General features: G+C 53.7%; 24 protein-coding genes and 4 pseudogenes. 6 read left to right on the top strand and 22 right to left on the bottom strand.

What is annotated here, in order from left to right; translation table 11 throughout:
• Positions 1 to 100: 100 nt before the first annotated feature.
• The 7 genes from I9H09_RS23975 to I9H09_RS24005 all read right to left on the bottom strand — a co-directional run bounded on the left by I9H09_RS23975 (position 101) and on the right by I9H09_RS24005 (position 8,386).
• On the bottom strand, positions 101 to 982 hold the full coding sequence (locus I9H09_RS23975) for an ABC transporter permease subunit (protein ID WP_005896144.1): 882 nt from the start codon (positions 980 to 982) through the stop codon (positions 101 to 103).
• Complete coding sequence (locus I9H09_RS23980; RefSeq protein WP_005896142.1) at positions 979 to 1,899, bottom strand: ABC transporter permease subunit; 921 nt, start codon at positions 1,897 to 1,899, stop codon at positions 979 to 981. The genes I9H09_RS23975 and I9H09_RS23980 overlap by 4 nt, the downstream gene beginning before the upstream one ends.
• Positions 1,896 to 3,038, bottom strand: coding sequence for a polyamine ABC transporter ATP-binding protein (gene potA, locus I9H09_RS23985; RefSeq protein WP_005896140.1), 1,143 nt, complete (start codon positions 3,036 to 3,038; stop codon positions 1,896 to 1,898). The genes I9H09_RS23980 and potA overlap by 4 nt, the downstream gene beginning before the upstream one ends.
• Positions 3,039 to 3,093: 55 nt before the next feature.
• A complete protein-coding gene (locus I9H09_RS23990) occupies positions 3,094 to 4,188 on the bottom strand; it encodes a polyamine ABC transporter substrate-binding protein (RefSeq protein WP_024670413.1) in 1,095 nt (364 codons plus the stop codon).
• 172 nt (positions 4,189 to 4,360) lie between these two features.
• Positions 4,361 to 5,458, bottom strand: a complete 1,098-nt coding sequence (locus I9H09_RS23995; protein WP_005896135.1) for a polyamine ABC transporter substrate-binding protein — start codon at positions 5,456 to 5,458, stop codon at positions 4,361 to 4,363.
• Between the two features lie 132 nt (positions 5,459 to 5,590).
• Complete coding sequence (locus I9H09_RS24000; protein ID WP_024691076.1) at positions 5,591 to 6,958, bottom strand: aspartate aminotransferase family protein; 1,368 nt, start codon at positions 6,956 to 6,958, stop codon at positions 5,591 to 5,593.
• A gap of 69 nt (positions 6,959 to 7,027) precedes the next feature.
• Entirely contained in the window at positions 7,028 to 8,386 is a 1,359-nt protein-coding gene (locus tag I9H09_RS24005; protein ID WP_024670410.1) for a glutamine synthetase family protein, read from the bottom strand.
• A 596-nt stretch (positions 8,387 to 8,982) separates the two neighbouring features.
• Here I9H09_RS24005 and I9H09_RS24010 point away from each other — a divergent pair.
• Both I9H09_RS24010 and I9H09_RS24015 read left to right on the top strand, forming a co-directional pair.
• Positions 8,983 to 10,359 (top strand): glutamine synthetase family protein, encoded by a 1,377-nt coding sequence (locus I9H09_RS24010; RefSeq protein WP_005896129.1) that lies wholly within the window; start codon positions 8,983 to 8,985, stop codon positions 10,357 to 10,359.
• A 183-nt stretch (positions 10,360 to 10,542) separates the two neighbouring features.
• Positions 10,543 to 11,187 carry a TetR/AcrR family transcriptional regulator gene (locus I9H09_RS24015; protein WP_183130949.1) on the top strand — a complete coding sequence of 215 codons (645 nt, stop codon included), beginning with the start codon at positions 10,543 to 10,545 and terminating at the stop codon, positions 11,185 to 11,187.
• Positions 11,188 to 11,197: 10 nt separating this feature from the next.
• Here the strand turns inward: I9H09_RS24015 and I9H09_RS24020 are convergent.
• From I9H09_RS24020 to I9H09_RS24055, 8 genes and pseudogenes are all read right to left on the bottom strand, one after another.
• Positions 11,198 to 12,277, bottom strand: a pseudogene (locus tag I9H09_RS24020) (RHS repeat-associated core domain-containing protein).
• A 43-nt stretch (positions 12,278 to 12,320) separates the two neighbouring features.
• Entirely contained in the window at positions 12,321 to 12,806 is a 486-nt protein-coding gene (locus I9H09_RS24025; RefSeq protein WP_147473312.1) for a hypothetical protein, read from the bottom strand.
• Positions 12,807 to 12,880: 74 nt separating this feature from the next.
• Positions 12,881 to 13,411: pseudogene (locus tag I9H09_RS24030) on the bottom strand (RHS repeat-associated core domain-containing protein); the annotation flags it as partial.
• A 134-nt stretch (positions 13,412 to 13,545) separates the two neighbouring features.
• The gene (locus I9H09_RS24035) at positions 13,546 to 13,761 is read right to left on the bottom strand and encodes a TOBE domain-containing protein (protein ID WP_002555770.1); all 216 of its coding nucleotides are present in this window, start codon (positions 13,759 to 13,761) and stop codon (positions 13,546 to 13,548) included.
• Between the two features lie 25 nt (positions 13,762 to 13,786).
• Positions 13,787 to 14,602, bottom strand: a complete 816-nt coding sequence (gene ssuB, locus I9H09_RS24040; protein WP_024691078.1) for an aliphatic sulfonates ABC transporter ATP-binding protein — start codon at positions 14,600 to 14,602, stop codon at positions 13,787 to 13,789.
• Entirely contained in the window at positions 14,599 to 15,396 is a 798-nt protein-coding gene (gene ssuC, locus I9H09_RS24045) for an aliphatic sulfonate ABC transporter permease SsuC (RefSeq protein ID WP_024670407.1), read from the bottom strand. Before ssuC ends, ssuB begins: the two co-directional genes overlap by 4 nt.
• A gap of 28 nt (positions 15,397 to 15,424) precedes the next feature.
• Positions 15,425 to 16,390, bottom strand: coding sequence for a sulfonate ABC transporter substrate-binding protein (locus tag I9H09_RS24050; protein WP_122312195.1), 966 nt, complete (start codon positions 16,388 to 16,390; stop codon positions 15,425 to 15,427).
• Positions 16,391 to 16,657: 267 nt separating this feature from the next.
• A complete protein-coding gene (locus tag I9H09_RS24055; RefSeq protein ID WP_053931785.1) occupies positions 16,658 to 17,296 on the bottom strand; it encodes a peroxiredoxin in 639 nt (212 codons plus the stop codon).
• 957 nt (positions 17,297 to 18,253) lie between these two features.
• On the opposite strand from I9H09_RS24055, the gene I9H09_RS24060 reads away from it, so the two are divergent.
• Complete coding sequence (locus I9H09_RS24060) at positions 18,254 to 18,496, top strand: helix-turn-helix domain-containing protein (RefSeq protein ID WP_236502643.1); 243 nt, start codon at positions 18,254 to 18,256, stop codon at positions 18,494 to 18,496.
• A gap of 967 nt (positions 18,497 to 19,463) precedes the next feature.
• On the opposite strand, the pseudogene I9H09_RS24065 reads toward I9H09_RS24060, so the two are convergent.
• The 5 genes and pseudogenes from I9H09_RS24065 to I9H09_RS24085 form a co-directional block, all read right to left on the bottom strand.
• A pseudogene (locus tag I9H09_RS24065) lies at positions 19,464 to 19,615 on the bottom strand (IS3 family transposase); the annotation flags it as partial.
• 49 nt (positions 19,616 to 19,664) lie between these two features.
• The gene (locus tag I9H09_RS24070; protein WP_236502644.1) at positions 19,665 to 20,369 is read right to left on the bottom strand and encodes a DUF2971 domain-containing protein; all 705 of its coding nucleotides are present in this window, start codon (positions 20,367 to 20,369) and stop codon (positions 19,665 to 19,667) included.
• 289 nt (positions 20,370 to 20,658) lie between these two features.
• Positions 20,659 to 21,582, bottom strand: coding sequence for a hypothetical protein (locus tag I9H09_RS24075; RefSeq protein WP_248972588.1), 924 nt, complete (start codon positions 21,580 to 21,582; stop codon positions 20,659 to 20,661).
• Positions 21,566 to 22,582: a nucleoid-associated anti-phage protein gene (locus I9H09_RS24080; protein WP_329610893.1), complete on the bottom strand. Its 1,017-nt coding sequence runs from the start codon at positions 22,580 to 22,582 to the stop codon at positions 21,566 to 21,568. The genes I9H09_RS24075 and I9H09_RS24080 overlap by 17 nt, the downstream gene beginning before the upstream one ends.
• Positions 22,519 to 22,731: a hypothetical protein gene (locus tag I9H09_RS24085; protein WP_236502597.1), complete on the bottom strand. Its 213-nt coding sequence runs from the start codon at positions 22,729 to 22,731 to the stop codon at positions 22,519 to 22,521. Before I9H09_RS24085 ends, I9H09_RS24080 begins: the two co-directional genes overlap by 64 nt.
• A 181-nt stretch (positions 22,732 to 22,912) precedes the next feature.
• On the opposite strand from I9H09_RS24085, the gene I9H09_RS24090 reads away from it, so the two are divergent.
• From I9H09_RS24090 to I9H09_RS24100, 3 genes are all read left to right on the top strand, one after another.
• Positions 22,913 to 23,512 carry a hypothetical protein gene (locus I9H09_RS24090; RefSeq protein ID WP_236502598.1) on the top strand — a complete coding sequence of 200 codons (600 nt, stop codon included), beginning with the start codon at positions 22,913 to 22,915 and terminating at the stop codon, positions 23,510 to 23,512.
• A gap of 23 nt (positions 23,513 to 23,535) precedes the next feature.
• Positions 23,536 to 23,688 carry a hypothetical protein gene (locus tag I9H09_RS24095; protein ID WP_236502599.1) on the top strand — a complete coding sequence of 51 codons (153 nt, stop codon included), beginning with the start codon at positions 23,536 to 23,538 and terminating at the stop codon, positions 23,686 to 23,688.
• Between the two features lie 233 nt (positions 23,689 to 23,921).
• Positions 23,922 to 24,173 carry a hypothetical protein gene (locus I9H09_RS24100; RefSeq protein WP_058428200.1) on the top strand — a complete coding sequence of 84 codons (252 nt, stop codon included), beginning with the start codon at positions 23,922 to 23,924 and terminating at the stop codon, positions 24,171 to 24,173.
• Between the two features lie 270 nt (positions 24,174 to 24,443).
• Here I9H09_RS24100 and I9H09_RS27275 read toward each other — a convergent pair.
• A pseudogene (locus tag I9H09_RS27275) lies at positions 24,444 to 24,873 on the bottom strand (IS66 family transposase); the annotation flags it as partial.
• Positions 24,773 to 25,165 (bottom strand): antitoxin Xre-like helix-turn-helix domain-containing protein, encoded by a 393-nt coding sequence (locus I9H09_RS24110; protein ID WP_236502600.1) that lies wholly within the window; start codon positions 25,163 to 25,165, stop codon positions 24,773 to 24,775. The gene I9H09_RS24110 and the pseudogene I9H09_RS27275, both read right to left, overlap by 101 nt.
• Positions 25,166 to 25,193 lie beyond the last annotated feature (28 nt).

The raw sequence follows: 25,193 nt of genomic DNA on the forward strand, positions 1-25,193 counted from the left end.
TCCGCGAACTGTCGGGAACCGACAGTGAAACCGAGCAAGCTCGCCCCCACGCCCTGCAGGCAGAATCAAGAGCGGACTTGCGTACCGCGCACGAAGGTCCTCACGCTGCAGGCGCGCGCCTTGGGTCGGGTTGCTTCCAGGCGTCTGCCGCGCTTTCTTCGATGGCCTGCTGAATCGCACGCTTGCGGTTGTTTTCGGCGCGGCGGGTAAAGAACCAGACCAGAAACGTCGCCAGTGAAACGGCCAACAGGATCAGGCTCGCGACGGCGTTGATTTCCGGCTTCACGCCCAGACGCACAGCAGAGAACACTTCCATCGGCAGCGTCGTCGAACCAGGCCCGGAGACGAAGCTGGCGAGTACCAGATCGTCCAGCGACAGGGCAAAGGACATCATGCCCCCGGCTGCCAGCGACGGCGCGATCATCGGGATAGTGATCAGCAAGAACACCTTCCACGGACGCGCGCCCAGGTCCATCGCCGCTTCTTCGATCGACAGGTCCAGCTCACGCAACCGCGCCGAGACCACAACAGCCACGTAGGCCGCGCAGAACGTCGTGTGGGCGATCCAGATGGTCATGATGCCGCGTTCCTGCGGCCAGCCGATCATCTGCGCCATCGCCACGAACAACAGCAGCAGCGACAGACCAGTGATCACTTCCGGCATCACCAAAGGCGCGGTAACCAGCCCGCCGAAGAATGTACGGCCCTTGAAGCGGCTGATCCGGGTCAGCACAAACGCAGCCATCGTCCCCAGCGCCACCGCTGCAACAGCTGTGTAACAGGCGATTTCCAGCGAGCGCATCACTGAACCCATCAGTTGCGAGTTGTCCAGCAGGCCGGCGTACCATTTCACCGACCAGCCACCCCAGACCGTGACCAGTTGCGAGGCGTTGAACGAGTAGATGACCAGAATCACCATCGGCGCATAGATAAACAGCAAACCCAGGACCAGCATCAGGTTCGAGAATCGAAAGCGGTTCATGCCTTGCCCTCCAGTTCTTTGGCCTGACTGCGGTTGAACAGGATAATCGGCACGATGAGCACCAGCAGCATGATGACCGCCAGCGCCGAAGCCACCGGCCAGTCGCGGTTGTTGAAGAATTCCTGCCACAGCACACGGCCGATCATCAGGGTTTCCGGGCCACCCAGCAGCTCGGGAATCACGAATTCGCCCACCACCGGGATGAACACCAGCATGCAGCCGGCAATCACACCGTTCTTGGACAGCGGCACGGTGATTTTCCAGAAGCTGTTGAAAGTGCTGGAACCCAGGTCGGACGCAGCCTCCAGCAGGCTGGTGTCATGCTTCACGAGGTTGGCATACAGCGGCAAAATCATGAACGGCAGGTAGGAATAGACCACGCCGATGTACACCGCCAGGTTGGTGTTGAGAATCTGCAACGGCGAGTCGATCAGGCCCAGCCACATCAGGAAGGCATTGAGCAGGCCGTTGTTGCTGAGAATACCCATCCAGGCATAGACGCGAATCAGGATCGCCGTCCAGGTCGGCATCATGATCAGCAGTAACAGCACGGTTTGCAGGTCCTTGCGGGCGCTGGCAATGGCATAGGCCATCGGGTAACCGATCAGCAGGCACAGCAAGGTGCTGATGAAGGCCATTTTCAGCGAGCCAAGGTACGCTGAAACGTACAGGTCATCGCCACTGAGCAAGGTGTAGTTGGCGAAATTAAGGACCATCTGCAGCTTTTCGTCGGCGTAGCTGAAAATCTCGGTATACGGCGGGATCGCAACGTCTGCTTCGGCGAAGCTGATCTTCAGCACGATCAGGAACGGCAGCGCGAAGAACAGGAACAGCCAGAGGAACGGCACGCCGATGACCATCTGCCGCCCGTTGGGCTTTATGCGCTCGAAAGCGCGCTTGATCTTGCGGATTTTCATGAGCGCAGTACCACGCCGCTGTCGTCTTCCCACCAGACGTAGACTTCATCGCCCCAGGTAGGTCGCGCGCCCTGACGCTCGGCGTTGGCGACAAACGACTGCACCAGCTTGCCGCCCGGCAGCTCGACGTAGAACACCGAATGGCCGCCCAGGTACGCGATGTCGTGAACCTTGCCGCGTGACCAGTTGTATTCGAAACCCGGCTGTTCCGTGGTGATCAGCAGTTTTTCCGGGCGTAGCGCGTAGGTGATGTGCTTGTCTTCCACCGACGTACTGACGCCGTGGCCGACATAGATATTGCGCTCCAGCTCGGGGCTGCGGATCAGCGCGTGTGCTTCCATGTCCTCGATCACGTCACCTTCGAACAGGTTGACGCTGCCGATGAATTCGCAGACCAGGCGGCTGGTCGGGGTTTCATAGATGTCGATCGGGCTGCCGATCTGCGCGATCCAGCCCAGGTGCATGATGGCGATGCGCTCGGCCATGGTCATGGCCTCTTCCTGATCGTGGGTCACCATCACGCAGGTCACGCCCACGCGCTCGATGATTTCCACCAGCTCCAGCTGCATCTGCGAGCGCAGTTTCTTGTCCAGCGCGCCCATCGGTTCGTCGAGCAGCAGCAACTTGGGTTTCTTGGCCAGCGAGCGGGCCAGAGCGACACGCTGGCGCTGCCCGCCCGAGAGCTGATGCGGCTTGCGTTTGGCGTACTGGGTCATCTGCACCAGTTTGAGCATTTCAGCCACGCGAGCTTCGACTTCCGGCTTGGCCAGCTTGTCCTGCTTGAGGCCGAAGGCAATGTTGTCCGCCACGGTCATGTGCGGGAACAGCGCGTAGGACTGGAACATCATGTTGATTGGGCGTTCATACGGCGGCATGTCGGTGATGTCGACGCCATCGAGGTAGATACGCCCCTCGGTCGGACGCTCGAAACCGGCCAGCATGCGCAGCAGCGTGGACTTGCCGGAGCCCGAGCCGCCGAGCAGGGCGAAGATCTCGCCCTTGTTGATCTGCAGGGACACGTCGTCCACTGCGATCGTCTCGTCGAACTTCTTGGTGACCCGATCGATCCGGACCAGCACCTCTTTGGGTTGCTGACCGCCTTCGATGGCTTTCTTGTAGGCGCCGGAGGCAACTGCCATGGGTGAAACTCCCAACAGGTAGGCAACCCGGCCAAAACGACCGGGTGCTGAATAGTTATTTGCCCGACTTGACCTTGGTCCAGCTGCGGGTCATGAGACGTTGCACCTTGGGCGGCAACTCGCTGTTCACGAACAGCCGGTCCAGCACTTCCTGAGGTGGATAGACCGCTGCGTCAGTACGGATACTCTGATCCATGAACTCGCCGGCGGCAGGATTGGGGTTGGCATAGCCGACTTCATCGCTGACCTTGGCGATCACCTTGGGGTCGAGCATGTAGTTGATGAAGGCACTGGCCGCCTTGACGTTCTGCGAGTCCGCGGGGATAGCGAGCATGTCGAACCACAGGTTGCCGCCTTCCTTCGGAATGCTGTAGGCGAGTTTCACGCCCTTGCCTGCCTCTTCGGCCCGCGCCTTGGCCTGAAACACATCCCCCGAGAAACCGGCTGCAACGCAGATGTCGCCGTTGGCCAGGTCGGTGATGTATTTGGACGAGTGGAAATAGGTCACGTAAGGACGAATCGCCATCAACTTGGCTTCAGCCTTCTTGTAGTCGGCTTCCTTGGTGCTGTTGGGGTCCAGCCCGAGGTAATTGAGCATGGCTGGCAGCATCTCATCAGCGGAGTCGAGAAACGCTACGCCGCAGCTGGACAGCTTCTTGATGTTCTCGGGCTCGAACAGCACGGACCAGGAGTCGATCTTGTCGACGCCGAGCACTGCCTTGACCTTATCGACGTTATAACCGATGCCGTTGGTGCCCCACAGGTACGGCACAGCGTACTGGTTACCCGGATCGTTCTTCTCCAGACGCTTGAGCAAAGCAGGGTCGAGGTTTTTGTAGTTGGGCAACAGCGACTTGTCGAGCTTCTGGAACGCACCCGCCTTGATCTGCTTGCCGAGGAAGTGATTGGACGGCACGACCACGTCATAGCCGGTACGCCCTGCCAACAGCTTGGCTTCGAGGGTTTCATTGGAGTCGAACACGTCGTACATCGGCTTGATGCCGGTGGCGGCTTCGAAGTCCGCCAGGGTGGTCTTGCCGATGTAATCGGACCAGTTATAAATATGCACAGTGGATTCAGCCTGAGCACTGACCGTCAGTGTCAGCCCGACAGCCACTAGCAAGGCTTTGGACAAGATAGAAATAGACAAAGAACGCATCCTTTTAAACAGAGGTGCCTGAGCGCCGGAGGGCGATCGGAAAACAAAACCGGCGCGCAACTTACCGTCTATGAGCCAAACCAGCAAAGTGTCAGACAATATTCCTGTCTGCTGGATGCTGCGCAGCCAAAGCTACGCAGCATCCACAGGTTTCATGACAGGCTTATTTACCTGACTTTATCTTGGTCCAGCTGCGGGTCATGATGCGCTGGGTAGCCGCTGGCAAGTCGGCAATGGCATACAGCTTGGCCTGTACGTCGGCTGGCGGGTAAACGCCAGGATCGCTGGTGATTTCCTTGTCGACCAGCGCCGTGGCCGCCGCGTTACCGTTCGGGAAGCGCACCGCATTGGTGATTTCAGCCATGATTTCCGGCTTCATCAGGAAGGTCATGAACTTGTAGGCACCCTCGACGTTTTCGGCATCCTTGGGGATGGCGACCATGTCATAGAAGCTGCCAGCGCCTTCTTTGGGAATGTTGTAAGCCACTTTGACCTTGCCACCGGCCTCGGCAGCGCGCGACTTGGCCTGATAGATGTCACCCGAGTAGCCGACCGCTACGCAGATGTTGCCGTTGGCCAGGTCCGAGATGTACTTGGACGAGTGGAAATAACCAATCGACGGACGAATCTTCATGAACAACGCTTCGGCTTCGGCGAGCTGCTTCTTGTCCTGAGAATCGGTCGGGTAACCGAGGTAATGCAGCGCAATTGGCAGCATCTCGGTTGGCGAATCGAGGAAGCTGATACCGCACGACTTCAGCTTGGCAGCGTTTTCCGGCTTGAACAGCAAGTCCCACGAGTTGACTGGCGCGTCAGCACCCAGCGCGGCCTTGACCTTGTCCGGGTTGATGCCGATACCGATCGAACCCCACATGTACGGGAAGGCGTGCTTGTTTTCCGGGTCGCTGACCGACACGGCCTTGAGCAGCGATTCGTTCAGGTTCTTCCAGTTCGGCAGTTTGGACTTGTCCAGTTCCTGATAGACGCCAGCCTTGATCTGCTTGGCGAGGAAGTTGTTGGACGGTACGACGATGTCATAACCGGACTTGCCGGCCAGCAATTTGGCTTCCAGCGTCTCGTTGCTGTCGAAAACGTCGTAGACCACCTTGATGCCGGATTCTTTCTCGAACTTGGCAACGGTGTCCGGCGCGATGTAATCGGACCAGTTGTAGACGTGCAGCACTTTGTCATCAGCCTGCGCAGCAGTGGCCACGACGCCCATCAGGGACAGCGCGAGAAGGGTCTTGCCAAATTTTTTCATGCGTAGCTCCAATGTGTTTTTTTATCACTGACCGTCGGTTAGCGGCTTGTAGCCATTAGTCTGGCAAGTTCGAGGGCAGGCTTTCAAGCTGCCCCTTGTTAAACAACGCATATCCCGCGCTTTTTTGCGGATTCAGCCCTGCAAGGCAGCCAGCGTCAGATCCAGGCATTTGCGAGCCTTGCTCACCAGTTCGTCGATTTCCGCAAAACGGATGACCAGCGGCGGCGCGATGATCATGGTGTCGCCTACAGCACGCATGATCAGGCCCTTCTCGAAGCAGAAGGTTCGACAGATCATTCCCGCGCCCTTGTCGGTATAGCGCTCGCGGGTGGTCTTGTCCTTCACCAGTTCAATAGCACCCAGCAGCCCGACACCCCGGACTTCGCCCACCAGAGGATGGTCACTCAGCTCACGCAGACGCTTTTGCAAATACGGTGCCGTTTCCGACCGGACCCGTTCGACGATTCTTTCCTGACGCAGGATACGAATATTCTCCAGCGCGACCGCTGCAGCCACGGGATGCCCGGAATAGGTGAATCCGTGATTGAAATCGCCGCCCTCATTGAGCACAGCGACAATTTCATCACGCACGATCAGGCCACCCATCGGCACGTAACCGGAAGTCAGCCCTTTGGCGATGGTCATCATGTCGGGCTTGAGGCCATAGAAATCGCTACCGAACCACTCACCGGTACGCCCGAAACCACAGATCACCTCATCGGCGGCGAACAGGATGTCGTAGCGCGACAGAATCTCCCTGATTTTCGGCCAGTAGGAATCAGGCGGAACAATCACGCCACCAGCACCCTGGATCGGCTCGGCAATGAACGCGCCGACGTTCTCGACACCCAGTTCGAGAATCTTCTTTTCCAGTTGCTCGGCAGCCCACACCCCGAATTCGTCGGGCGTCATGTCGCCGCCTTCACCAAACCAGTAAGGCTGCGGGATGTGCGCAATACCCGGAATCGGCAGGTCACCCTGCTCGTGCATATAGGTCATGCCGCCCAGGCTCGCGCCGGCGACAGTGGAGCCGTGATAGCCGTTGATGCGACTGATGATGGTTTTCTTGTTCGGCTGGCCTTTCAGTGCCCAGTAATGACGAACCATGCGCAGCATCGTGTCATTGCCTTCAGAGCCTGAACCGGTGAAGAACACGTGGTTCATGCCTTGGGGAGCGATCTCGGCAATGACCTTGGCCAACTCCAGTACTGGCGGGTGGGCGGTCTGGAAGAACAGGTTGTAGTAAGGCAGCTCGCGCATCTGCTTGCTGGCAGCATCGGCCAGCTCTTCGCGCCCGTAACCAATGGCCACACACCACAGGCCGGACATGCCATCGAGGATTTTATGGCCCTCGCTGTCCCACAGATAAACGCCCTCGGCGCGAGTAATGATGCGCGGGCCGTTTTCCTTGAGTTGCTTGTAGTCGCTGAACGGTGCCAGGTGGTGCTCGCTGCTCAAGGCCTGCCATTCGAGGGTTTGCGGGTTTTTGTCGGCACTCATGCAGCACTTCCTTGATTAAGGTCAGTTATCAGAGCGCCGCGCAACGACCTGCGGCGGCGCTCTGCGTAATCAGACGGCAAAGAGCAGGAATTCCCGCTCCCACGAGCTGATCACGCGCTTGAAGTTTTCATGCTCGGCACGCTTGACCGCGACGTAGCCGATGATGAACTTCTTGCCCAGGTACTTCTCGATGGTCTTGCTGTTTTCCATACGCTCCAGCGCGTCTTCGATGGTCAACGGCAAGCGCAGATTGCGGCGCTCGTAACCGCGTCCTACCACCGGCGCACTCGGGTTGATGCCTTCAACCATACCGATGAAACCGCACAGCAGGCTGGCGGCGATGGCCAGATAAGGGTTGGCATCGGCACCCGGCAAGCGGTTTTCAACGCGGCGGTTCTGCGGCACCGCATCCGGCACGCGCAGGCCGACAGTGCGGTTCTCTTCGCCCCATTCGACGTTAACCGGTGCCGAGGTGTCGGGCAGAAAACGCCGGAATGAATTGACGTTGGGCGCGAACAGCGGCAACAGCTCGGGGATGAACTTCTGCAGACCACCAACGTGGTTCAGAAACAGCTCGCTCATGGTCCCGTCGTCGTTGGAGAAGATGTTCTTGCCGGTCTCGATGTCGATGATGCTCTGGTGCAAGTGCATGGCGCTGCCCGGCTCGCCGGTCATCGGTTTGGCCATGAAGGTGGCAGCAACGTCGTGCTTGAGAGCCGCCTCGCGCATGGTGCGCTTGAACACCAGAATCTGATCGGCCAGCGACAGGGCATCGCCGTGACGGAAGTTGATTTCCATCTGTGCCGTGCCGTCTTCGTGAATCAGCGTATCCAGGTCCAGATTCTGCAGTTCGCACCAGTCATAGACGTCTTCGAACAACGGATCGAATTCGTTGGCAGCCTCGATCGAGAACGATTGACGCCCGGTCTCCGGACGCCCGGAGCGACCGACTGGCGGTTGCAGCGGGTAATCCGGGTCGTCGCTGCGCTTGGTCAGGTAAAACTCCATCTCAGGCGCCACGATAGGCTGCCAGCCTTGATCGGCGTAGAGCTTGAGCACCTTCTTCAACACGTTGCGCGGCGACAGCTCGATGGGGTTGCCCTGCTTGTCGTAGGTGTCGTGGATCACCTGCGCCGTTGGCTCGACGGCCCAAGGCACCAGATACACCGCGTTCTGGTCCGGGCGGCAGATCATGTCGATGTCTGCCGGGTCGAGCAGCTCGTAGTAGATGTCATCCTCCACGTAGTCGCCGGTCACTGTCTGCAGCAACACGCTCTCGGGCAGACGCATGCCTTTTTCGGCAATGAACTTGTTGGTCGGCGAGATCTTGCCGCGGGTGATGCCAGTGAGGTCGGATACCATGCATTCGACTTCGGTAATCTTGTGTTCTTTCAACCAATCGGTGAGCTGGTCGAGGTTGGTACTCATAAATACCTCAGGGTTTTCTTGTCCTGATCGTGATCAGGCGTTTTTTCGACGCGTCGGCGTCACGGTGTACAACTCGTTTCGGCAGGCGCCGATTAGGGGTAAGGTGACACCTGTAGAGCCGGATTTCCAGACGGCGACGGTCACACTGGCGACGCCGTTAAAGTGGTAATGTCCGGCCTTGAGCGTAGGACAGTAGGGCCTTGATGGCCGTCGGAGGATGGCGCAATGTGCGTCAATCCACCACGAACACCGATATCACAGGCATGATGACCACCGTGCAGGCTCACTGACGGACGCCAGGCAAAAAGCGGTGAGGCGTTGAACACCCGCTGCTACTGTTTCCATATGGGTTGCGATCGAGCTTAGCCTCGTTCATTTTTTTATACAACAGCCCGTCATGTATAGAAGAAGGGCCGCTTTAGCCCATATTCGACATTGGCCAGAAACACGATAAAACGCCCTAAATAGCAGCAAAAAAGGCCATCTGGCGCAGTTTTAGGGCAAAAAAGGCTCTATTGACTTCATCATGGCTTTCGGATTGACTGAGATCCGCAATCATTGATGATTGATATTTTTAACAACAAAGGTGTTGCATCATGTCGGTACCCCCGCGTGCCGTTCAGCTTAACGAAGCGAACGCGTTCCTTAAGGAACATCCTGAGGTTCTGTACGTTGACCTTCTGATTGCAGATATGAATGGTGTGGTGCGTGGCAAACGCATCGAACGCACCAGCCTCCATAAGGTTTACGAGAAAGGCATCAACCTGCCGGCCTCTTTATTTGCTCTGGATATCAATGGCTCGACGGTGGAAAGCACCGGCCTGGGCCTGGACATCGGCGATGCTGACCGAATCTGCTATCCCATCCCCGACACCCTGTGCAACGAGCCCTGGCAGAAGCGCCCTACCGCGCAATTGCTGATGACCATGCACGAACTCGAAGGCGACCCGTTTTTCGCCGACCCGCGTGAAGTCCTGCGCCAGGTAGTCGCCAAATTCGATGAAATGGGCCTGACCATCTGCGCCGCATTCGAGCTTGAGTTCTACCTGATCGATCAGGAAAACGTGAACGGTCGGCCGCAACCGCCCCGCTCCCCGATCTCCGGCAAGCGCCCGCATTCGACTCAGGTCTACCTGATCGACGATCTCGACGAATACGTCGACTGCCTTCAGGACATTCTTGAAGGGGCCAAGGAGCAAGGCATTCCTGCTGACGCCATCGTCAAGGAAAGCGCCCCTGCGCAGTTCGAAGTCAACCTGCACCATGTCGCCGATGCCATCAAGGCGTGCGACTACGCCGTTCTGCTCAAGCGTCTGATCAAGAACATCGCCTACGACCATGAAATGGACACCACCTTCATGGCCAAGCCCTATCCGGGTCAGGCAGGTAACGGTCTGCACGTTCACATCTCGATTCTGGATCGCGATGGCAAGAACATCTTCACCAGCGAGGATCCCGAGCAGAACGCCGCATTGCGTCACGCGATCGGCGGTGTGCTCGAGACCCTACCGGCACAAATGGCGTTCCTGTGTCCGAACGTCAACTCGTACCGCCGGTTTGGTGCCCAGTTCTATGTACCCAATTCACCGACCTGGGGCCTTGATAACCGTACCGTCGCGGTTCGCGTCCCGACCGGGTCGGCTGATGCCGTACGTATCGAACACCGCGTTGCCGGTGCCGATGCCAACCCGTATCTGGTGATGGCCTCTGTTCTGGCGGGCGTGCATCACGGCCTCGTCAACAAGGTCGAGCCGGGCGCCCCGGTTGAAGGCAACTCCTACGAACAGCATGAACAGAGCCTGCCGAACAACCTGCGTGACGCCTTGCGCGAGCTGGACGACAACCCGGTCATGGCCAAGTACATCGATCCGAAATACATCGACATCTTTGTCGCCTGTAAGGAGAGCGAGCTGGAAGAATTCGAACACTCCATCTCCGACCTTGAGTACAACTGGTACCTGCATACGGTCTGATTGAGGCTGAGTAATACAAGACGCCGCAAAGCCTGGAGCTTCGCGGCGTTTTTGTTTGGCGTGCATTCCCGAACATCTATCGTTCCTCACTCCAGCGTGGGAGCGCTAATCGTTTGGCGACGACAGCGATTCCTCCAGCCAGAATCCCTTACAATGCCGCCAGCCCAATCAAGAGCCACGCCCATGACACGCGCCGCCGCCCCTCGCAAACCTCAAGCACGCAGCCAAGCCAGAATCGATTCGATTCTCGTCGCCGCCCGTACGTTGCTTGCCGAACAAGGTGTGGCCAGCCTGTCGATCTATAGCGTTGCAGAGCGCGCTGGCATTCCGCCGTCGTCGGTGTATCACTTCTTCGCCAGCGTACCGGCGCTGCTCGAAGCACTGACCGCCGACATCCACGCGGCCTTCCGCGCATCGCTGCAAGCGCCCATTGATCACGATCAGCTCACTACCTGGCGCGACCTGTCACGTATTGTCGAACTGCGCATGCTGGCCATATACAACGCCGACGCCGCCGCCCGCCAGTTGATACTCGCCCAGCATGGCCTGACTGAAATCAACCAGGCCGACCGCCAGCACGACATTGAACTGGGGCACTTGATGCTTGAGGTCTTTGATCGACACTTCCAACTGCCTGCGCTGCCAGACGATGTAGACGTGTTTGCCTTGGCAATGGAATTGGGCGACCGGGTGTATGCGCGTTCGGTGCAGTTGCATGACGAGATTACACCGCGTATGGCTGAGGAAGGCATGCGCGTGTTTGATGCTTACTTGGGGTTGTATTTGCCGGTATTTTTGGGGAAGAGACTGGTCATCGCCAAAGCGTGATCTATCGTACTTATGTAGCTGACCCCGAATTCGGTGGGTCAGGGTTTCGTATGAAATTGGGATGACTGACATAAAGAGCTTCGCTGTAAGCTTTTAAATCACGCCTCTCGCGCTTTAAAACCTCTTTGAAGCGCTTAAAATTTTTAACGTCAGAGCCGCGGTAATATTCTTTTATTTTTTTAGCATCCGCCACTCTGTTCTGATGAATTGTTAAAGTATTTTTTGCAGTATGCTCACTGTCAGACACACCACCGACCAGACTATATCTCAGTCTAGCCCGAGTTTTCTTCAGTTCCTGTTCGGATAATGACGCTCCCCTTGGAGAGCTTGCGCCCGCTCTGTATCTTGAGGTTGAAGCAATAGGAGAGTCAGGGCCTGCTGAGGTATGTGCTGTTGTCGCTGCCAGCTTATTTACTAATGGGCTTGGCGTATTTCGATTGAGCGCCTTGACGTTGCGCCTGATCGGAGCGTTCCAAAATCTATAAATTTCAATACTTCCTCCACGGGCCGTGGAATTGTGTGTCGCGAACTTTCGTAGGTTATTCGAGAGGTTAAACGGCATATGCCCCGTCTCATCTCCAAACCCGACCGGATCCCCACCCACATACCCATACGCATTCAACCCACCCTCACCAAACGGGCTCAAACTGTCCGGGCTGTTAAACCGCATCAACACCGGGTTATAAGCCCGATACCCATTCCCCAGCAGATAATGCCCCGTCACCGGATCGCGTCGCTCGCCATTGAACCCCAGCAAACTGGTCAAGCCGCTTTCAGCCGGATGGTGACCGTAGGGACTGTAAGCAATAGGCTGAGTGCCAGCCTTGTCCACAAGCTGCAAAACAGAACGCTGCTGATCGGTCGCCAGCAGCGTGGTTTCGATCACACCCTCAATACGCCGTTACTGGGCCAATAACAGGTCGTCATGCTGAAAGACCGTGCGTCGTAACGCGCCCTGAATCTCGATCGTCAGGCGGCTCTTCTGATAGAAACGCAGAATGTCCGCCTGGCCAGTCGGCATGCTGGAAGCCAGTCGGTCCAGTGGGTCGTAGCGATACTTGCAAAATACCGTCTGATTTGAAGGAATCATGATAGAAATTTCAAAAGGAATATTGAGGGTTATTTATAACTTATCAAGATCCACCCACGGGGCCTCTGACAATTAATACGGAGTCCGCTAACGAAGCATATTCACGCCAGTACCTATCAGTCAGTCCAGTATATTTGAAAAACTTGTCACGCATGCGCTCATTTTTTTTATAGTTCATCTGATAATGGCCCTGCATAGCTCTCGCAGATTCAAATTTTTCCTTGTAAGCATTTTTTATACGTTGCGCTGATACAGGAAGCCCATGCTCATCGAACATATGTATAGGTTTTCCTTGCACATATCGATGGTGAACCAACTCTTTATTACTCAGAAGCTTTGAAGGCGAAGAATCAAGGACCGCGTGCCTTGCCCCAGATGTTGACGCAGTGGTTATTTCACCGCCTGACCAGCCAACAGATCCTGATTTATTTAAAGAGGGCTTTATACGCATACCGGGGGGCAATGAGCGGGTGTAACTAAGTTCACTAATTGAAGGCATTGATTCGACGAGTTTTGGCGGACCTTTCATTATGGGTGTCCGCTTGATCACACGCTCCAGAGATCTGTTTGAATTACGCCTTGCAATATCAACTATAATGCGTAACTTTATATGCCCCGTCTCATCCCCAAACCCAACCGGGTCCCCACCCACATACCCATACGCATTCAACCCACCCTCACCAAACGGGCTCAAACTGTCCGGGCTGTTAAACCGCATCAACACCGGGTTATAAGCCCGATACCCATTCCCCAGCAGATAATGCCCACCGGATCGCGTCGTTCGCCATTGAACCCCAGTAGACTGGTCAGACCACTTTCTGCGGGATGATGGCCATAAGGGCTGTATGTCACGGGCTCGGCTCCAGCCTTATCCACAAGCTGCAGTACAGAGCGCTGCAGGTTGGTTGCCAATAGTGTTGTATCCACCACTCCATCAACCCGACGCTGCTGAGCCAACAACAGGTCTTCATGTTGAAAGACAGAACGTTGTACCGCACCCTGGATCTCGGTCGCCAGTCGGTTTCTCTGATAGAAACGTTTAGTACCGTCCTGGCCGGCTGGCGTGCTGGATATCAGTCGGTCCAGTGGGTCATAGCGATAGCGGCACAGCACTGCTTTAGTGGAAGAGGTCATGGCTGGATGCATCAAAAGGAACCAGCGTTCAGCATCCGGCAAAACCGGAAAGCTGCCTACCTCGCAAAACTGCTAGGTAAAAAAGCAAAACACCCCGGAGGGCTGCAACCGTCCGGGGTGTTTTTGTACATTATTTACAACTTGGCAATAGAGACTTCTGTCGACTTCACGAAAGCAATAACTTCGCTGCCGACGACCAGCTCCAGCTCTTTTACAGAGCGGGTGGTGATGACTGAAGTTACGACGCCCGATGCGGTCTGCACGTCGATTTCCGACAGTACGTCGCCGTGGACAATTTCCTTGATGGTGCCTTTGAACTGGTTGCGAACGTTGATGGCTTTGATAGTCATGGCGTGTCTTCCTTTGGGATCAGGGTTAATTTGCCCAGCGCAGTTGCGTAGGCAGTGGCGAAAAAGGCTCAGGGTCGGGTGGCGAGCCGGGGATTGCCAGCACGCGGTTGAGGACTTCAGCTTCCAGCGCGGCAAGACGATGCGAGCCGCGGACACGTGGGCGAGGCAGATCGATGAGCAGATCGAGGCCGATCTGCCCCTCTTCGATCAGAATCACCCTGTCAGCAATGGCAACAGCCTCGCTGACATCGTGAGTAACCAGCAGAACCGTAAAGCCATACTGGCCCCACAGTTTCTCGATCAGTTGCTGCATTTCGATCCGGGTCAGGGCATCCAGCGCCCCCAGTGGCTCGTCGAGCAGCAACAGACGCGGCTTGTGAATCAGCGCGCGGGCCAGGGCAACGCGTTGCTTCTGGCCGCCGGACAAAGCAGCCGGCCATTCGTTGGCCCGCTCGGCAAGGCCCACAGCCTCAAGCGCTTCAAGTGCCTGCGCACGCCAGTCGCCACTCAGACCAAGACCGACATTGTCGATGATCTTCTTCCAGGGCAGCAGGCGCGCCTCCTGGAACATCAGTCGTGTATCTTCGCGGGCATAGTCCAGCGATGAAGAACCCGCCAGAAGCTGGCCTTGCGTCGGCTTGTCGAGACCGGCGAGCAGCCGCAGCAAGGTGCTTTTGCCGCAGCCACTACGGCCGACAATGGCGACAAACTGGCCGGCAGGAACGTGCAGGTCGATGTCCTTGAGCACTTCGCGGGAGCCAAAGGCCTTTTTCAGGCTTTGCACCGCCAGCGGGATACCACGCAGTAAATGGGAAGGCTGCTGTTGTTTGAGACTGGTCATGCGGCACCGCCTTTACTCGTTTGATAGGCCGGATGCCAGCGCAGGCAGACGCGTTCCAGGCCTCGTGCTGCCAGATCGGCCAGCTTGCCGAGGACCGCATACAAGACGATGGCCAGTACCACGATGTCGGTTTGCAAAAACTCCCTTGCATTCATTGCCAGGTAGCCAATACCGGAGCTGGCCGAAATGGTTTCCGCCACGATCAGCGTCAACCACATGAAGCCCAGCGCGAATCGCACGCCGACCAGAATCGAAGGCATGGCGCCCGGCAGAATCACATGACGAAACAGGCTGAAGCCGGACAAGCCGTAGCTGCGGGACATTTCTACCAGTGCCGGATCGATGTTACGGATGCCGTGGTAGGTGTTCAGGTAAATCGGGAACAGCGTGCCCAGCGCGACCAAAAATATTTTCGCGGTCTCGTCGATGCCGAACCACAGGATGACCAGTGGAATAAGCGCCAGGTGCGGAACGTTGCGGATCATCTGCACCGAACTGTCCAGCAGGCGCTCGCCCCATTTGCTCAGGCCGGTAATAAAACCCAGTGCCAGGCCAATGCCGCCACCGATGGCAAAGCCGATTCCGGCGCGCCAGCCGCTGATGGCCAGGTGAGTCCATATCTCGCCACTGGCGACCAGATTGATCCCGGCTTCAATGACTGCGCTGGGCGCTGGCAGGATGCGTGTGGACAGCCAGCCAGCGCTGACTGACAGTTGCCAGACCGCCAGCAGCAAAACTGGAAGTGCCCAGGGCGCCAGTCGGTGAACGATGCGTTGGGAAGCACTGAGGCTCATGGAGTGTTCTCCTCGAAGGGCCTGAAGATCACTGTGCTTGAGCAACAGTTGCTGGAGGCGTCCAGACCACATCAGCGATACTGAGCGGCTTGGGAATCAGTTTGAGCTGATAAAAGGTGTCAGCAATTTTTTGCTGCGCTGCAACAACCGGCGGTGTCATGAACAGTGCGCCGTAGCCTTGGCGTTTTACCGAAGTCAGCGTGATGTCGGCAGGCAGACCCAGCAACGGCGCGACCTGCGTGGTCACCTCATCGGGATGGGCCTTGGACCACTCGCCCACCGCACGGACCTCTTCGATCAGAGCCTGAATCACCTTCGGGTTCTTCTGCGCATATGGCTTGGTTGCCAGATAGAACTGGTGATTGTCGACGATACCGGTACCGTCTCTCAGCGTACGTGCCTGCAATTGTTTTTCAGCTGCGGCCTGATAGGGGTCCCAGATAACCCAGGCATCCACACTGCCGCGCTCGAATGCAGCACGTGCATCGGCTGGGGGCAGGAAGACTGTCTGGATATCGGTATATTTCAGGCCCGCATCTTCCAGCGCCTTGACCAGCAGGTAATGGACGTTTGAGCCCTTGTTGAGGACGACTTTTTTACCTTTCAGATCTTTCACGGACGTGATCGGCGAATCCTTGGGCACCAGGATAGCTTCACTGGTCGGTGCTGGCGGCTCGTAAGCCACGTACAACAGATCCGCGCCCGCTGCCTGCGCGAAGACCGGTGGCGTTTCGCCGGTGACGCCAAAGTCGATGGAGCCTACGTTCAAACCTTCAAGCAACTGCGGGCCACCGGGGAACTCAGTCCACTGAACCTTCACGCCCTGCTCGGCCAGACGCTTTTCCAGCGAGCCCTTGGCTTTGAGCAGCACCAGCGTGCCGTATTTCTGGTAACCGATGCGCAGGCCTTCAGCCTGGGCCTGCATGGAGGCACCGAGCGCAACCGCAGCAGCAACCAGCGCAACAAGGCCTCGACGCAAAATGACAGTGCGCATATGCGCTCCTTTACCTATTGGGGTGGCCCCATGCTCGACCGGTGACGATGGAACGAGGTGGGAATAGGCACGACATTAACAGCCCTTTTTTATATCCATAAATCTTATTTATTCATTTAGTTATTCCATAAATGAATATAAGTAAAGATTCGTCGATTGCATGCCGCGGACCTGTGACGCCGGAGCGGTTGGCGGAGCAGGTGGCTATGGGCATAAAAAAGGGCCGATAAATCGGCCCGAATAACCCCACGCTTGGTAGATCGAAAATCAGCGGTTTGGCTGTGGTGTCAGGCGTAGATAGGGCGTGACTGCTTTGTAGCCCTTGGGAAAGCGCTCATTGATTTCGGCTTCATCCTTTATTGACGGCACAATAACTACGTCGTCGCCGTCCACCCAGTTGGCGGGCGTGGCGACCTTGTAGTTGTCGGTCAATTGCAGCGAGTCGATAACACGCAGAATCTCGTGGAAATTACGTCCGGTACTGGCCGGATAGGTAATCGTCAAACGCACCTTCTTGTTCGGATCAATCACGAACAGCGAGCGCACAGTCAGTGTGTCGTTGGCATTGGGGTGAATCAGGTCATACAGGTCAGAGACCTTACGATCAGCGTCGGCCAGGATCGGGAAGTTGACCAGCGTGTTTTGCGTCGTATTGATGTCGTCGATCCACTTGATGTGCGAATCAACCGGGTCCACCGACAGCGCAATAGCCTTCACGCCGCGCCTGGCAAACTCGTCTTTCAATTTGGCAGTGAAACCCAGCTCGGTGGTACACACCGGCGTGAAGTCAGCCGGATGAGAAAATAAGACACCCCAGCTGTCGCCGAGCCATTCATGAAAACGGATACGACCCTCGCTGGATTCCTGTTCGAAGTCAGGGGCGATGTCGCCAAGTCGCAGAGTCATGGTGTTACTCCTTGTCTGTATCGGGTAAGCCTTGGTATGGCAGTACTGCGCGCCCTGCCCAGAGAAGTTAAAAAGAATAAATAATGTGGCTCATAGACCTGCCAGGAATATCAAAAAACGGGCAAAAGAAACCCCGCACGCGGCGGGGTTCCTTTGAGCTTCAGTACACTTACATAAAATTATCTACTTACTTGAGAGTCAATCTATAAGATGCAAGCAACTGATTTATATAGATAAAACGAAAAGATTTATATATTCTGTAAAATTTTTAGTAAAGCTTTAATGCTTTTTGCACACAATTCTTTACATTGGTGATTGGCCAGCATGAGTTGAAAAGCTCGCTTGACTTCTATCACGTCATGCAAAGCTCTTCACCTGCCGCAGCTGGCGCGAACCTATTTTTGAGGACTTTTGATCTCTGCAGAGTACAGCAAATAAGAATCGTATTTGTCGCTAGGGAACTTAGCCGTCACGTACTCAGCTCTCTCCGTAACATAGCGCTGGCCAGCTTCGTTACAGCCCTCGTCTATCAAAATGTAAGCTTCAAGCAAAAATTCAATTCTCCAAGACTGTGAGCCTACCAGATCAGGCGGAAGTACGACATACACGCTCTGCAGACCTACTACCTGCGTGTTGGATCGCTCTCTAACCAAACTTTGGAGACCGACTAGATCGCTGACCACTGAGAAAGCAGACTGCCTAACTGCGCTACTTGTAACCCAATGCGTAACAAGAAAGAGTGGATTATTCACTAAACAGTCTACTCGGAGGATACGCGTAACTTCAGCCCCAAGAGCGGCGTCGGGTAAATCTAGCTCTTTACCAAACTGGTCAATGACAGAAAACATACTGTAGCTCCTACCCAGCAATCATGGATAAAAATGGAATATTCCCAGTATACTGGGAAGACTAGCACAGCGCCGTCCTTCACAGTTCTGTTTTTGGACGGGAGGACAGGTGGATACTGCTGTTGCATTTGGAAAAGCGCTGCGCTGTATTCGGAAGCAGAAAGCAATGACGCAGGAGGAACTGGCGGATCTGTCTGGCTACCAGCGTAATTACGTGAGCCTGCTAGAGCTAGGTCGTAATCAACCTACCCTTACCGCCATTCTAGCTCTATCAAAGGCTTTGGAATGTTCCCCTTTGTTATTACTCAAAAATACGCTTGAACTGGTTGACGGTCCTAACTTATCCGAGTAGTGCATGCACATTGCGCACCGCAATTTTATTCCCCATTTCGGCATGAGCAAACTTACGGATCACAACGTTCACTGAAATCTAAATCTTGCATTCAGCCTCACGGCGATAGATGACATTAGGAGGATACACTTGAGCGCTTAATTTCGCTCCAGCGTCATCGACGCAACCTGTACTCTGCAGTTAGACTTATATCGTATAATATGCTCTTCATCAGCACTGCCTTTGCCTCCGACACATTGCCGGATTGGCAATGCAGCATGTATCATATAAGTTTTTCCTGGCTCTCGTAATGAATCTCTAGCCAATCCACTTCCGTATAAACGTGTCTACGACGTGTGAAGATCAAATGAGTGTTAGCGCGGATACAACTTTGAACCAGGTTGCTGATTTGACTGACCTATATACGGCCTCTGAAATTCCGCGCAAAGACTTAGCTCGCTGGGTATTTGCGGAGGTCTATGAATTCCATAAGCTTGAGTCAGAATCGCATCAGCGGCAACAGGTTCGGCTACCCACGCGAAGGTATCTTAGTCATAGAGAGACCCTGAGCAAATGAACTGCCGAGCATTGTTTTCTGCTTCGCCAGCGGTAAGAGGTCTTTCACAGTATTCTCGGCTTAGAAAATAATTGTATAATTAGCGTCAGGACTATTGGGATAACCGGGGTATTTTGATATCACTGCAAGCAAGTCCTCGAGATGGGAGTGGCATGAAAATGTGCGTTGAAAACAGGAGAAAAACCCAATTATAGAGAATAACTTTGTAGAAGGAATACACTTTTGCCAGCAGACGCCCCTAGTTTTTCATCACCAAATCGAGAGATAACATGGCTAAGTCGCTCAAATCGCTGAGACCTGAACACATCTCCTTAGATGAAATTATCAAAATGCTCTTGGAAACTTGAATATCGCCGATGAGTTACCCCCCATGGGAGTTGCTGAAACTTGTAGCTGCTGCTGCACAGCCGGCTCATTGACCATCAGCCGGTCAATCAACGCGAACGCTCGTGGTCTTCCGGCATCATGAGATGCGGTAGCCTTTTTAGTATGGATTTCTCTCGCTCAAGTCGAGCGATCCGGGACTCCAGCTCCTGACTTTTTTGCTGTTCCAGCGTCAGCGCATTGCACAGCTGCAATTGACAGACAGCTGTTTGAAGCATTGCCTCCAAATCAGAGCATATCCGCTGAAATCTCCTCCCCATCGACGTTAATTATTCTCGGAGTTTTGTATAAGACCGAGCGAGTAACCTTTCCTTTAAATTTAAGTTTCTTCTCAAAGTAGAACTTAAAGGCGTCGATTAGTTCGTTAGGTGCACGAGGATCAAGTAAGATATTATCAATTAAGAAGTGGGGATCTACAGGTATAGCAATACCAGACTTTTGAATTTTTCGATCTTCTGATGTTGAATAAATAGCTGCACGCCATTCTGTTTCGTGCCGGAAAGCATCTCGCTTCATATAGAGCATGTCCACAGCCCTTGATACGGTGTATACGTTTTTTAGATCCACTTCGATCTTCTTTGCTTCTCTGTTCAAGGTAAGTTGTGATTTGTATTGGACAGGCTTGAGCCTGTACTTTAACCTACGAGCGCGAGTTGACTCTTTTATAGTGGTGCGAAGTTTGCTAGGAGATGTGGAAATCCGCACGCCCATCCCATCCTTGGAATAGATGCGCCACATGGCATCTGATATCCCTAAACGCCCCCAGCATTGAGCAAAAATCGCATGGTCCAATGGATGCTTAAGCATCTGTTCATATGGATCATCCCAGATGCTAGGGTGCGCGAAATATAACATCCTGCTTTCGAAAATCTGCACCACTTTCGTGAAATCCATTATGCGATAAAGCTTATGCGGCTCGTCAGTGGGTCTCATCGCGCATCCTTGAATTCAATTTTTCTTTAGTTTCAAAAAGAGCCGTTCCTGGCATCATCTCAAAAGATGGTTGAGCGTCGAAGTCCTTAGTGCGGTGTAAAAAACTCCCATGATAAAAATAGTGACTGAGAGGGCATTAATGAATTCCAGTCTGCTTTTTGATCTTTTGATTAATACTAGAAGTTTTTCTTTGGCCCCTGTTGCACTGACCCTTACCGAGTCTTCATCTTTCATGATCTCGTAGCGCGCCATAGAGCGTGTTACTTGGTCTTCAAGAGCATCATAGCTTTCAAAGTGAATTCGATTTGCTACAAATGTCAGGACCGTTACGCTTAATAGTCCAGCGCAAACGAAAAGCAAAGAGAAAAAATCTGCATTCTTTATCAGCGCCGCAATGGCAATCAGCACCCGGTAGTGCGAATGCTTTGGACTGGCTTGAGGATATCGATTCATTAATTTTAGAAATGTAATCTGTAGACTTTTCCTCAATTTCAGATAGTAGCTTGTTTACTGAAAATTTATGAAGATACACATCATGATTTTCTTCGAACTTCTTCTTTAGTTGCTTGCTCTGTTGCAGCAGCCACAGCATTATAGACGCCGTGTCGGTGCTATCTAAAAGCTCCGCCAGTGAAGAGCGCAGCACTTCACGTCTTTCCTTATCATGGGCATCTTTGAGGGTGACGATATCAGTTAGATGCTTGAGATACTCGAAATCATCAGGAGTAATTTCGATTTTTAGAAGATCCGAAAGCTCAATTTTTTTGTAATCAATCTCATACTTCTTTGCGCCTTTTTCAGAGCTTATATAAAATGTGAAGATGGGATCTTGAGCGCTTCCCCCATGGTCCTTGATTTTAGACAGTAAAGCCACCCACTGAATATAAAATTGCATCAACAATATTATGCGGTCAGTTAAGTCCTCGCTGTGGGTGTTGTTTTCAATGATGTAAAAGCGCTCAGGCAAGCTGCTACGCTGGATGACTCTTTGCCAAAGCTCAGCATTGGACATGAGAAAAAAAGAGTTTGGCCATGAGGTTCTATTCAAGCTGATGCTCAAGGTTTGGCCAGATACGTAATATTCGCCTTGGTAGCCTAGGCCGACCAGGTGCTGATAAATAGCAGATAGCTCTACCTGAGTAGACGCTATCTCTAGGCTACCCTCCTCAACGTGACATCTGGATTTCTTCAGCAGCTCAGCTAAGGTTTTCATCTGCGTCTTCTTTATCGCCGATAATTACGCGAATTTTTTCGCGATCTGCAGCGGATAGCGGGATCATCAAATAGATTATATTTTCATCAACAAGTACAGGTTTGTCTGAGCCTTCGTACCCGAGTGATCCTGACTTGACGGAAACCGAATAGTTGCTCTCGAAATCGACGATTTTAATTGAAACTCCGTTATTCAGACTAGCTCTGGTTGCCTCGAAGAAATCGTTTATTTGAAAGCCATGTTCATTCGCAAACTCCGAAAAGGAACCAACGGCCTCATGACCATCAGGTAGCTGCTTATCGACAATGTGCTGGATGTATCCGAGAGAAACCTGCTTGCCAATGTGCTGATTTAAGAAGTCATATACGCCTTGGGTCAGTCTCTCTTGCAGGACAGGTTTCAGATTGTTGTGTAGCGAAAAACTCTTAATGGCTTCGAAAATATTGGACACGCTTTCCTTGTTAGGAATAGTGTTGTCGCATCCCAACGCGGTTTTGAAGAAATCTGATTTGGAACGCCCTTCAATAAAATGAAGATATGTTGATCCTTCTTTTTCGGGATAAATTACGGAAAACAACGTCAGGTCAAACATTGCTGCTTGCCGCAATGCATCCGTATCGATGGGCTGCAAAGCTTTAGGCTGAAGAGTATCATCAAATTCGAACGCACTCTTCCTGTCTACCATTACAGTCATCAGGCGGCCCACATCATCTGGGTCACCCGGTGTCTTGTAGTGCACAAATACCAGATTGCCACCTTGCAATGTGCCACGTTCGTTATCATTGGCTACATAAATGATTACCGCCATTTGGGATTCGGCGAGCTGCTCAAAGCTTAGCTTGCTTTCAATGTATTTCTGGATATTAATAGGTGTGCTGTTAGAGGGTAGGCCAGAAAAATAACTATGGAATTTGCTTTTGCGGCGAAATTTTTTATCTATTTGCTCAATGAAGTCATTTGCAGCCTTGCTGTGAGATTCCAGAGCTTTCCGAGCTGAAATTTGAACGGATTACCCACCAAGGTCGTATCACGCTCCATCGAAGCAGTGATCGCAGCCACTACTTCAAACTGAGCCTGAGGCGCTGATCCCGGCTCCCCGGCGGACTCTTCGGTAGCACCTGCGGCATTTGTCGCGGATAGATCATTCATGTGCACTTCCCTTTAGGTCGGTCAACAAAGCCCCTCGTCTGAATGGGAGTGGGGCCACTATGCGTAAGGACGCTGAGCTGAGATACCTAAGGGATCACCGCGACGTCCGTGTGCTGGTGCCTCGTTATATACCTTGAGCGCCTTGATGGCCAATAGATACTAAGATTATAGGTTGCACTGTATGAATATACAGGCCAGAATTGAGTATGCATACCTTCCATTATCAACAGGCGTCGCCGATCGTCCTGTGGCTCGCTCGATATCGCTAGCCGTCGACGCGGATGTGCTAAGCAACTCCATATTAGATGTTGTCGCTCTACAGGCCTTGATGATCAACGGGTACAAGTTCAGCGCCCGGAGCCATGATCGGGCAGATGTGGGCCGGGACGAATCCCCCCTCGTTCCAGAGGACATTCTTGATACTGCGCAGGATGCAGTACGAATGGTTTATCAAGGAGTCACAGGGCCCGGCCCCCCTCAAAAAGCAGCCATTACGATTCCTAGCAACCTTTCAGAAGGCACAAAGATTACCGTTAGTGCGACATTCTGCTATTGGGCGCCGATGGACTCAGCTCACGCGATTAACTACACCGCGGCGGGCAACTGGGTGAGGGCCCACAAAGCCCCGAAGAAACCTTTGCCGCTGTTCTATAACAGCATGTACAAAACCCAGGCTGAGACGAGCAAGGACTCCATGCGTTGGGACACTGTCCTCCATGTGAGGCGAAAGATCGCGGCGATCGATTTGACATCCCTTACTTTCGTATCAACTATCAAGTGAGCGACTAGGGTGAGGCAGTTCGCATGGAAGATGCGGTGCCAATGCCCTATGCACATGTGGTCACGATCGAAGCCCATTGGGTGCAGGATCTGCTGCTGGCAAACGTTCAAGCAGAGTACCATGTGCTGCAGACACTCTCTGTCGACGTCGATAGCGATGTCCGGCCTCGGAACTGAGTTTCGCACAGGCGGATGTGAGTCAGTTACAGGCCGCCACCGAGTGATTCAGAAATACATACAGAGTCGACAGCATGGCGTTATGCGTGAACTCTTCAAGCCGATAATTGGGAAAGAATATGAGTGGGCCAAATCTGAGCGTGCGATTCGTAAATGCCTTAAGGCAACTACCGCAATATCGATGCAATGTTTGTAACGACGGACCGCTTACTCATCCGCTGACAGGGGCTCAAGTGTCGCCAACCGGCGACTTGTCGAATGAAGACGACGAAAGCGGCATTCTAGAAATCACATTTTCTGGTGGCCATTCGATACAGGTGAACGGGTTAGCTTTTTTCGCGATTGCTTTGAAAGAGGGCGTCGAGTTGGAGCTGCACTCCGCGCCTGAAGACCCTGGGATTCTTGAGCCAAGGCTTTCTCTTGCACAACGCAGGATCAAAGATCTTGGCGATCACCTATGCCGCAAGCACTCACTTGAACTCTAGCCCCGCCACCAGATGAGATCCTGCAACGGGCAGCAATGGCTCCCGCCTTTCGCAGAAGGCTGGAGCATGGCGCCATTAAACAAACCAAGACGATAGTCGCCGTTTTAAAGCGACTATTGATTAGACTGTTGCCGCTGCTGCTATTCTGACCCAAGCTTGCGGAATCCATTGACCTACGCAAATATTCAGCGAACGAAGTCTTTGCGCGGAATTTCAGAGGCCGAATATAGGTCAGTCAAAAATTAGCAACTTGGGGCAAAAATGTATTAGCGCTACTACCAAACCTTCAGGCACTGCATCAGACTGGGCGATCATAAAGGCATTCAGCCGATCCATCACTGGCACGGCTTTTTCTTGCCGTATTCGGCACCGTAAATCCAGCTCCAGGTCGCGCACTTCGCTTTCGATTTCGTACAGCAACTGGATGCAGCGTAGGGCTTGTTAAGCGATCTGGCTTTTGCTGGTGGCGTGAAACTCGAAGAACTTGCGAGCATGGGCCATGCAGCCGATTTCGGTCACGCCAAGTTCGAAACTCGCCTTTCCAGCCATGCTGGAAGTTACGAGCATGCTCAACCACGCGGCCCGGCTGCCACCAGTGGTCACGTATGTCCGAACTGAAGTTGTTTGATACGTATGTAAGTCTCGTAAAGGGAGATGAAACTGCCTTGAGCCATGACCTCCAGCGGCGATTGCCCTTCGAAAAAAGAATTGTTGTTTTTGAGGCCAGGGAAGCCCTGAACATTCGCCTGATTGGTGAACACGGTACGCATCGATGCGTGAATACTCAGAACGATGCCAATGCGCTGTTGCTGATCTAGGTCGAGCCTGCTCCCTGCATCCAAGCCTCGTGAGATCCGGCGATAAGTTGAGGGCGAAATACGAAGGATTTTGCATGCCTGCCTGGGCGTGGCACGCCAGGCGTTGATTATCCGTATGGCCACCTTAAGCCCTGTCGAAGACTGCTCTTCGGAAATACGTATACTTGCTGCCATGATGCTTCCTCCTCCAACATCAGTAGTG

This window comes from Pseudomonas tremae (assembly GCF_023278125.1).
Taxonomy (GTDB): Bacteria; Pseudomonadota; Gammaproteobacteria; order Pseudomonadales; family Pseudomonadaceae; genus Aquipseudomonas; species Aquipseudomonas tremae.

What these genes read in the sequence shown, in the direction of transcription:
- I9H09_RS24090 (WP_236502598.1), top strand. Translation starts at nt 22,913, where the DNA reads ATGAATATACAGGCCAGAATTGAGTATGCATACCTTCCATTATCAACA.
- ssuB (WP_024691078.1), bottom strand. Translation starts at nt 14,602, where the DNA reads ATGACCAGTCTCAAACAACAGCAGCCTTCCCATTTACTGCGTGGTATC.
- I9H09_RS24000 (WP_024691076.1), bottom strand. Translation starts at nt 6,958, where the DNA reads ATGAGTGCCGACAAAAACCCGCAAACCCTCGAATGGCAGGCCTTGAGC.
- I9H09_RS24035 (WP_002555770.1), bottom strand. Translation starts at nt 13,761, where the DNA reads ATGACTATCAAAGCCATCAACGTTCGCAACCAGTTCAAAGGCACCATC.
- I9H09_RS24085 (WP_236502597.1), bottom strand. Translation starts at nt 22,731, where the DNA reads ATGAATGATCTATCCGCGACAAATGCCGCAGGTGCTACCGAAGAGTCC.
- I9H09_RS24015 (WP_183130949.1), top strand. Translation starts at nt 10,543, where the DNA reads ATGACACGCGCCGCCGCCCCTCGCAAACCTCAAGCACGCAGCCAAGCC.
- I9H09_RS24010 (WP_005896129.1), top strand. Translation starts at nt 8,983, where the DNA reads ATGTCGGTACCCCCGCGTGCCGTTCAGCTTAACGAAGCGAACGCGTTC.
- I9H09_RS24025 (WP_147473312.1), bottom strand. Translation starts at nt 12,806, where the DNA reads ATGAAAGGTCCGCCAAAACTCGTCGAATCAATGCCTTCAATTAGTGAA.
- I9H09_RS23995 (WP_005896135.1), bottom strand. Translation starts at nt 5,458, where the DNA reads ATGAAAAAATTTGGCAAGACCCTTCTCGCGCTGTCCCTGATGGGCGTC.
- I9H09_RS24050 (WP_122312195.1), bottom strand. Translation starts at nt 16,390, where the DNA reads ATGCGCACTGTCATTTTGCGTCGAGGCCTTGTTGCGCTGGTTGCTGCT.
- I9H09_RS24075 (WP_248972588.1), bottom strand. Translation starts at nt 21,582, where the DNA reads ATGAAAACCTTAGCTGAGCTGCTGAAGAAATCCAGATGTCACGTTGAG.
- ssuC (WP_024670407.1), bottom strand. Translation starts at nt 15,396, where the DNA reads ATGAGCCTCAGTGCTTCCCAACGCATCGTTCACCGACTGGCGCCCTGG.
- I9H09_RS23975 (WP_005896144.1), bottom strand. Translation starts at nt 982, where the DNA reads ATGAACCGCTTTCGATTCTCGAACCTGATGCTGGTCCTGGGTTTGCTG.
- I9H09_RS24055 (WP_053931785.1), bottom strand. Translation starts at nt 17,296, where the DNA reads ATGACTCTGCGACTTGGCGACATCGCCCCTGACTTCGAACAGGAATCC.
- I9H09_RS24095 (WP_236502599.1), top strand. Translation starts at nt 23,536, where the DNA reads ATGGAAGATGCGGTGCCAATGCCCTATGCACATGTGGTCACGATCGAA.
- I9H09_RS24110 (WP_236502600.1), bottom strand. Translation starts at nt 25,165, where the DNA reads ATGGCAGCAAGTATACGTATTTCCGAAGAGCAGTCTTCGACAGGGCTT.
- potA (WP_005896140.1), bottom strand. Translation starts at nt 3,038, where the DNA reads ATGGCAGTTGCCTCCGGCGCCTACAAGAAAGCCATCGAAGGCGGTCAG.
- I9H09_RS24070 (WP_236502644.1), bottom strand. Translation starts at nt 20,369, where the DNA reads ATGAGACCCACTGACGAGCCGCATAAGCTTTATCGCATAATGGATTTC.
- I9H09_RS24005 (WP_024670410.1), bottom strand. Translation starts at nt 8,386, where the DNA reads ATGAGTACCAACCTCGACCAGCTCACCGATTGGTTGAAAGAACACAAG.
- I9H09_RS23980 (WP_005896142.1), bottom strand. Translation starts at nt 1,899, where the DNA reads ATGAAAATCCGCAAGATCAAGCGCGCTTTCGAGCGCATAAAGCCCAAC.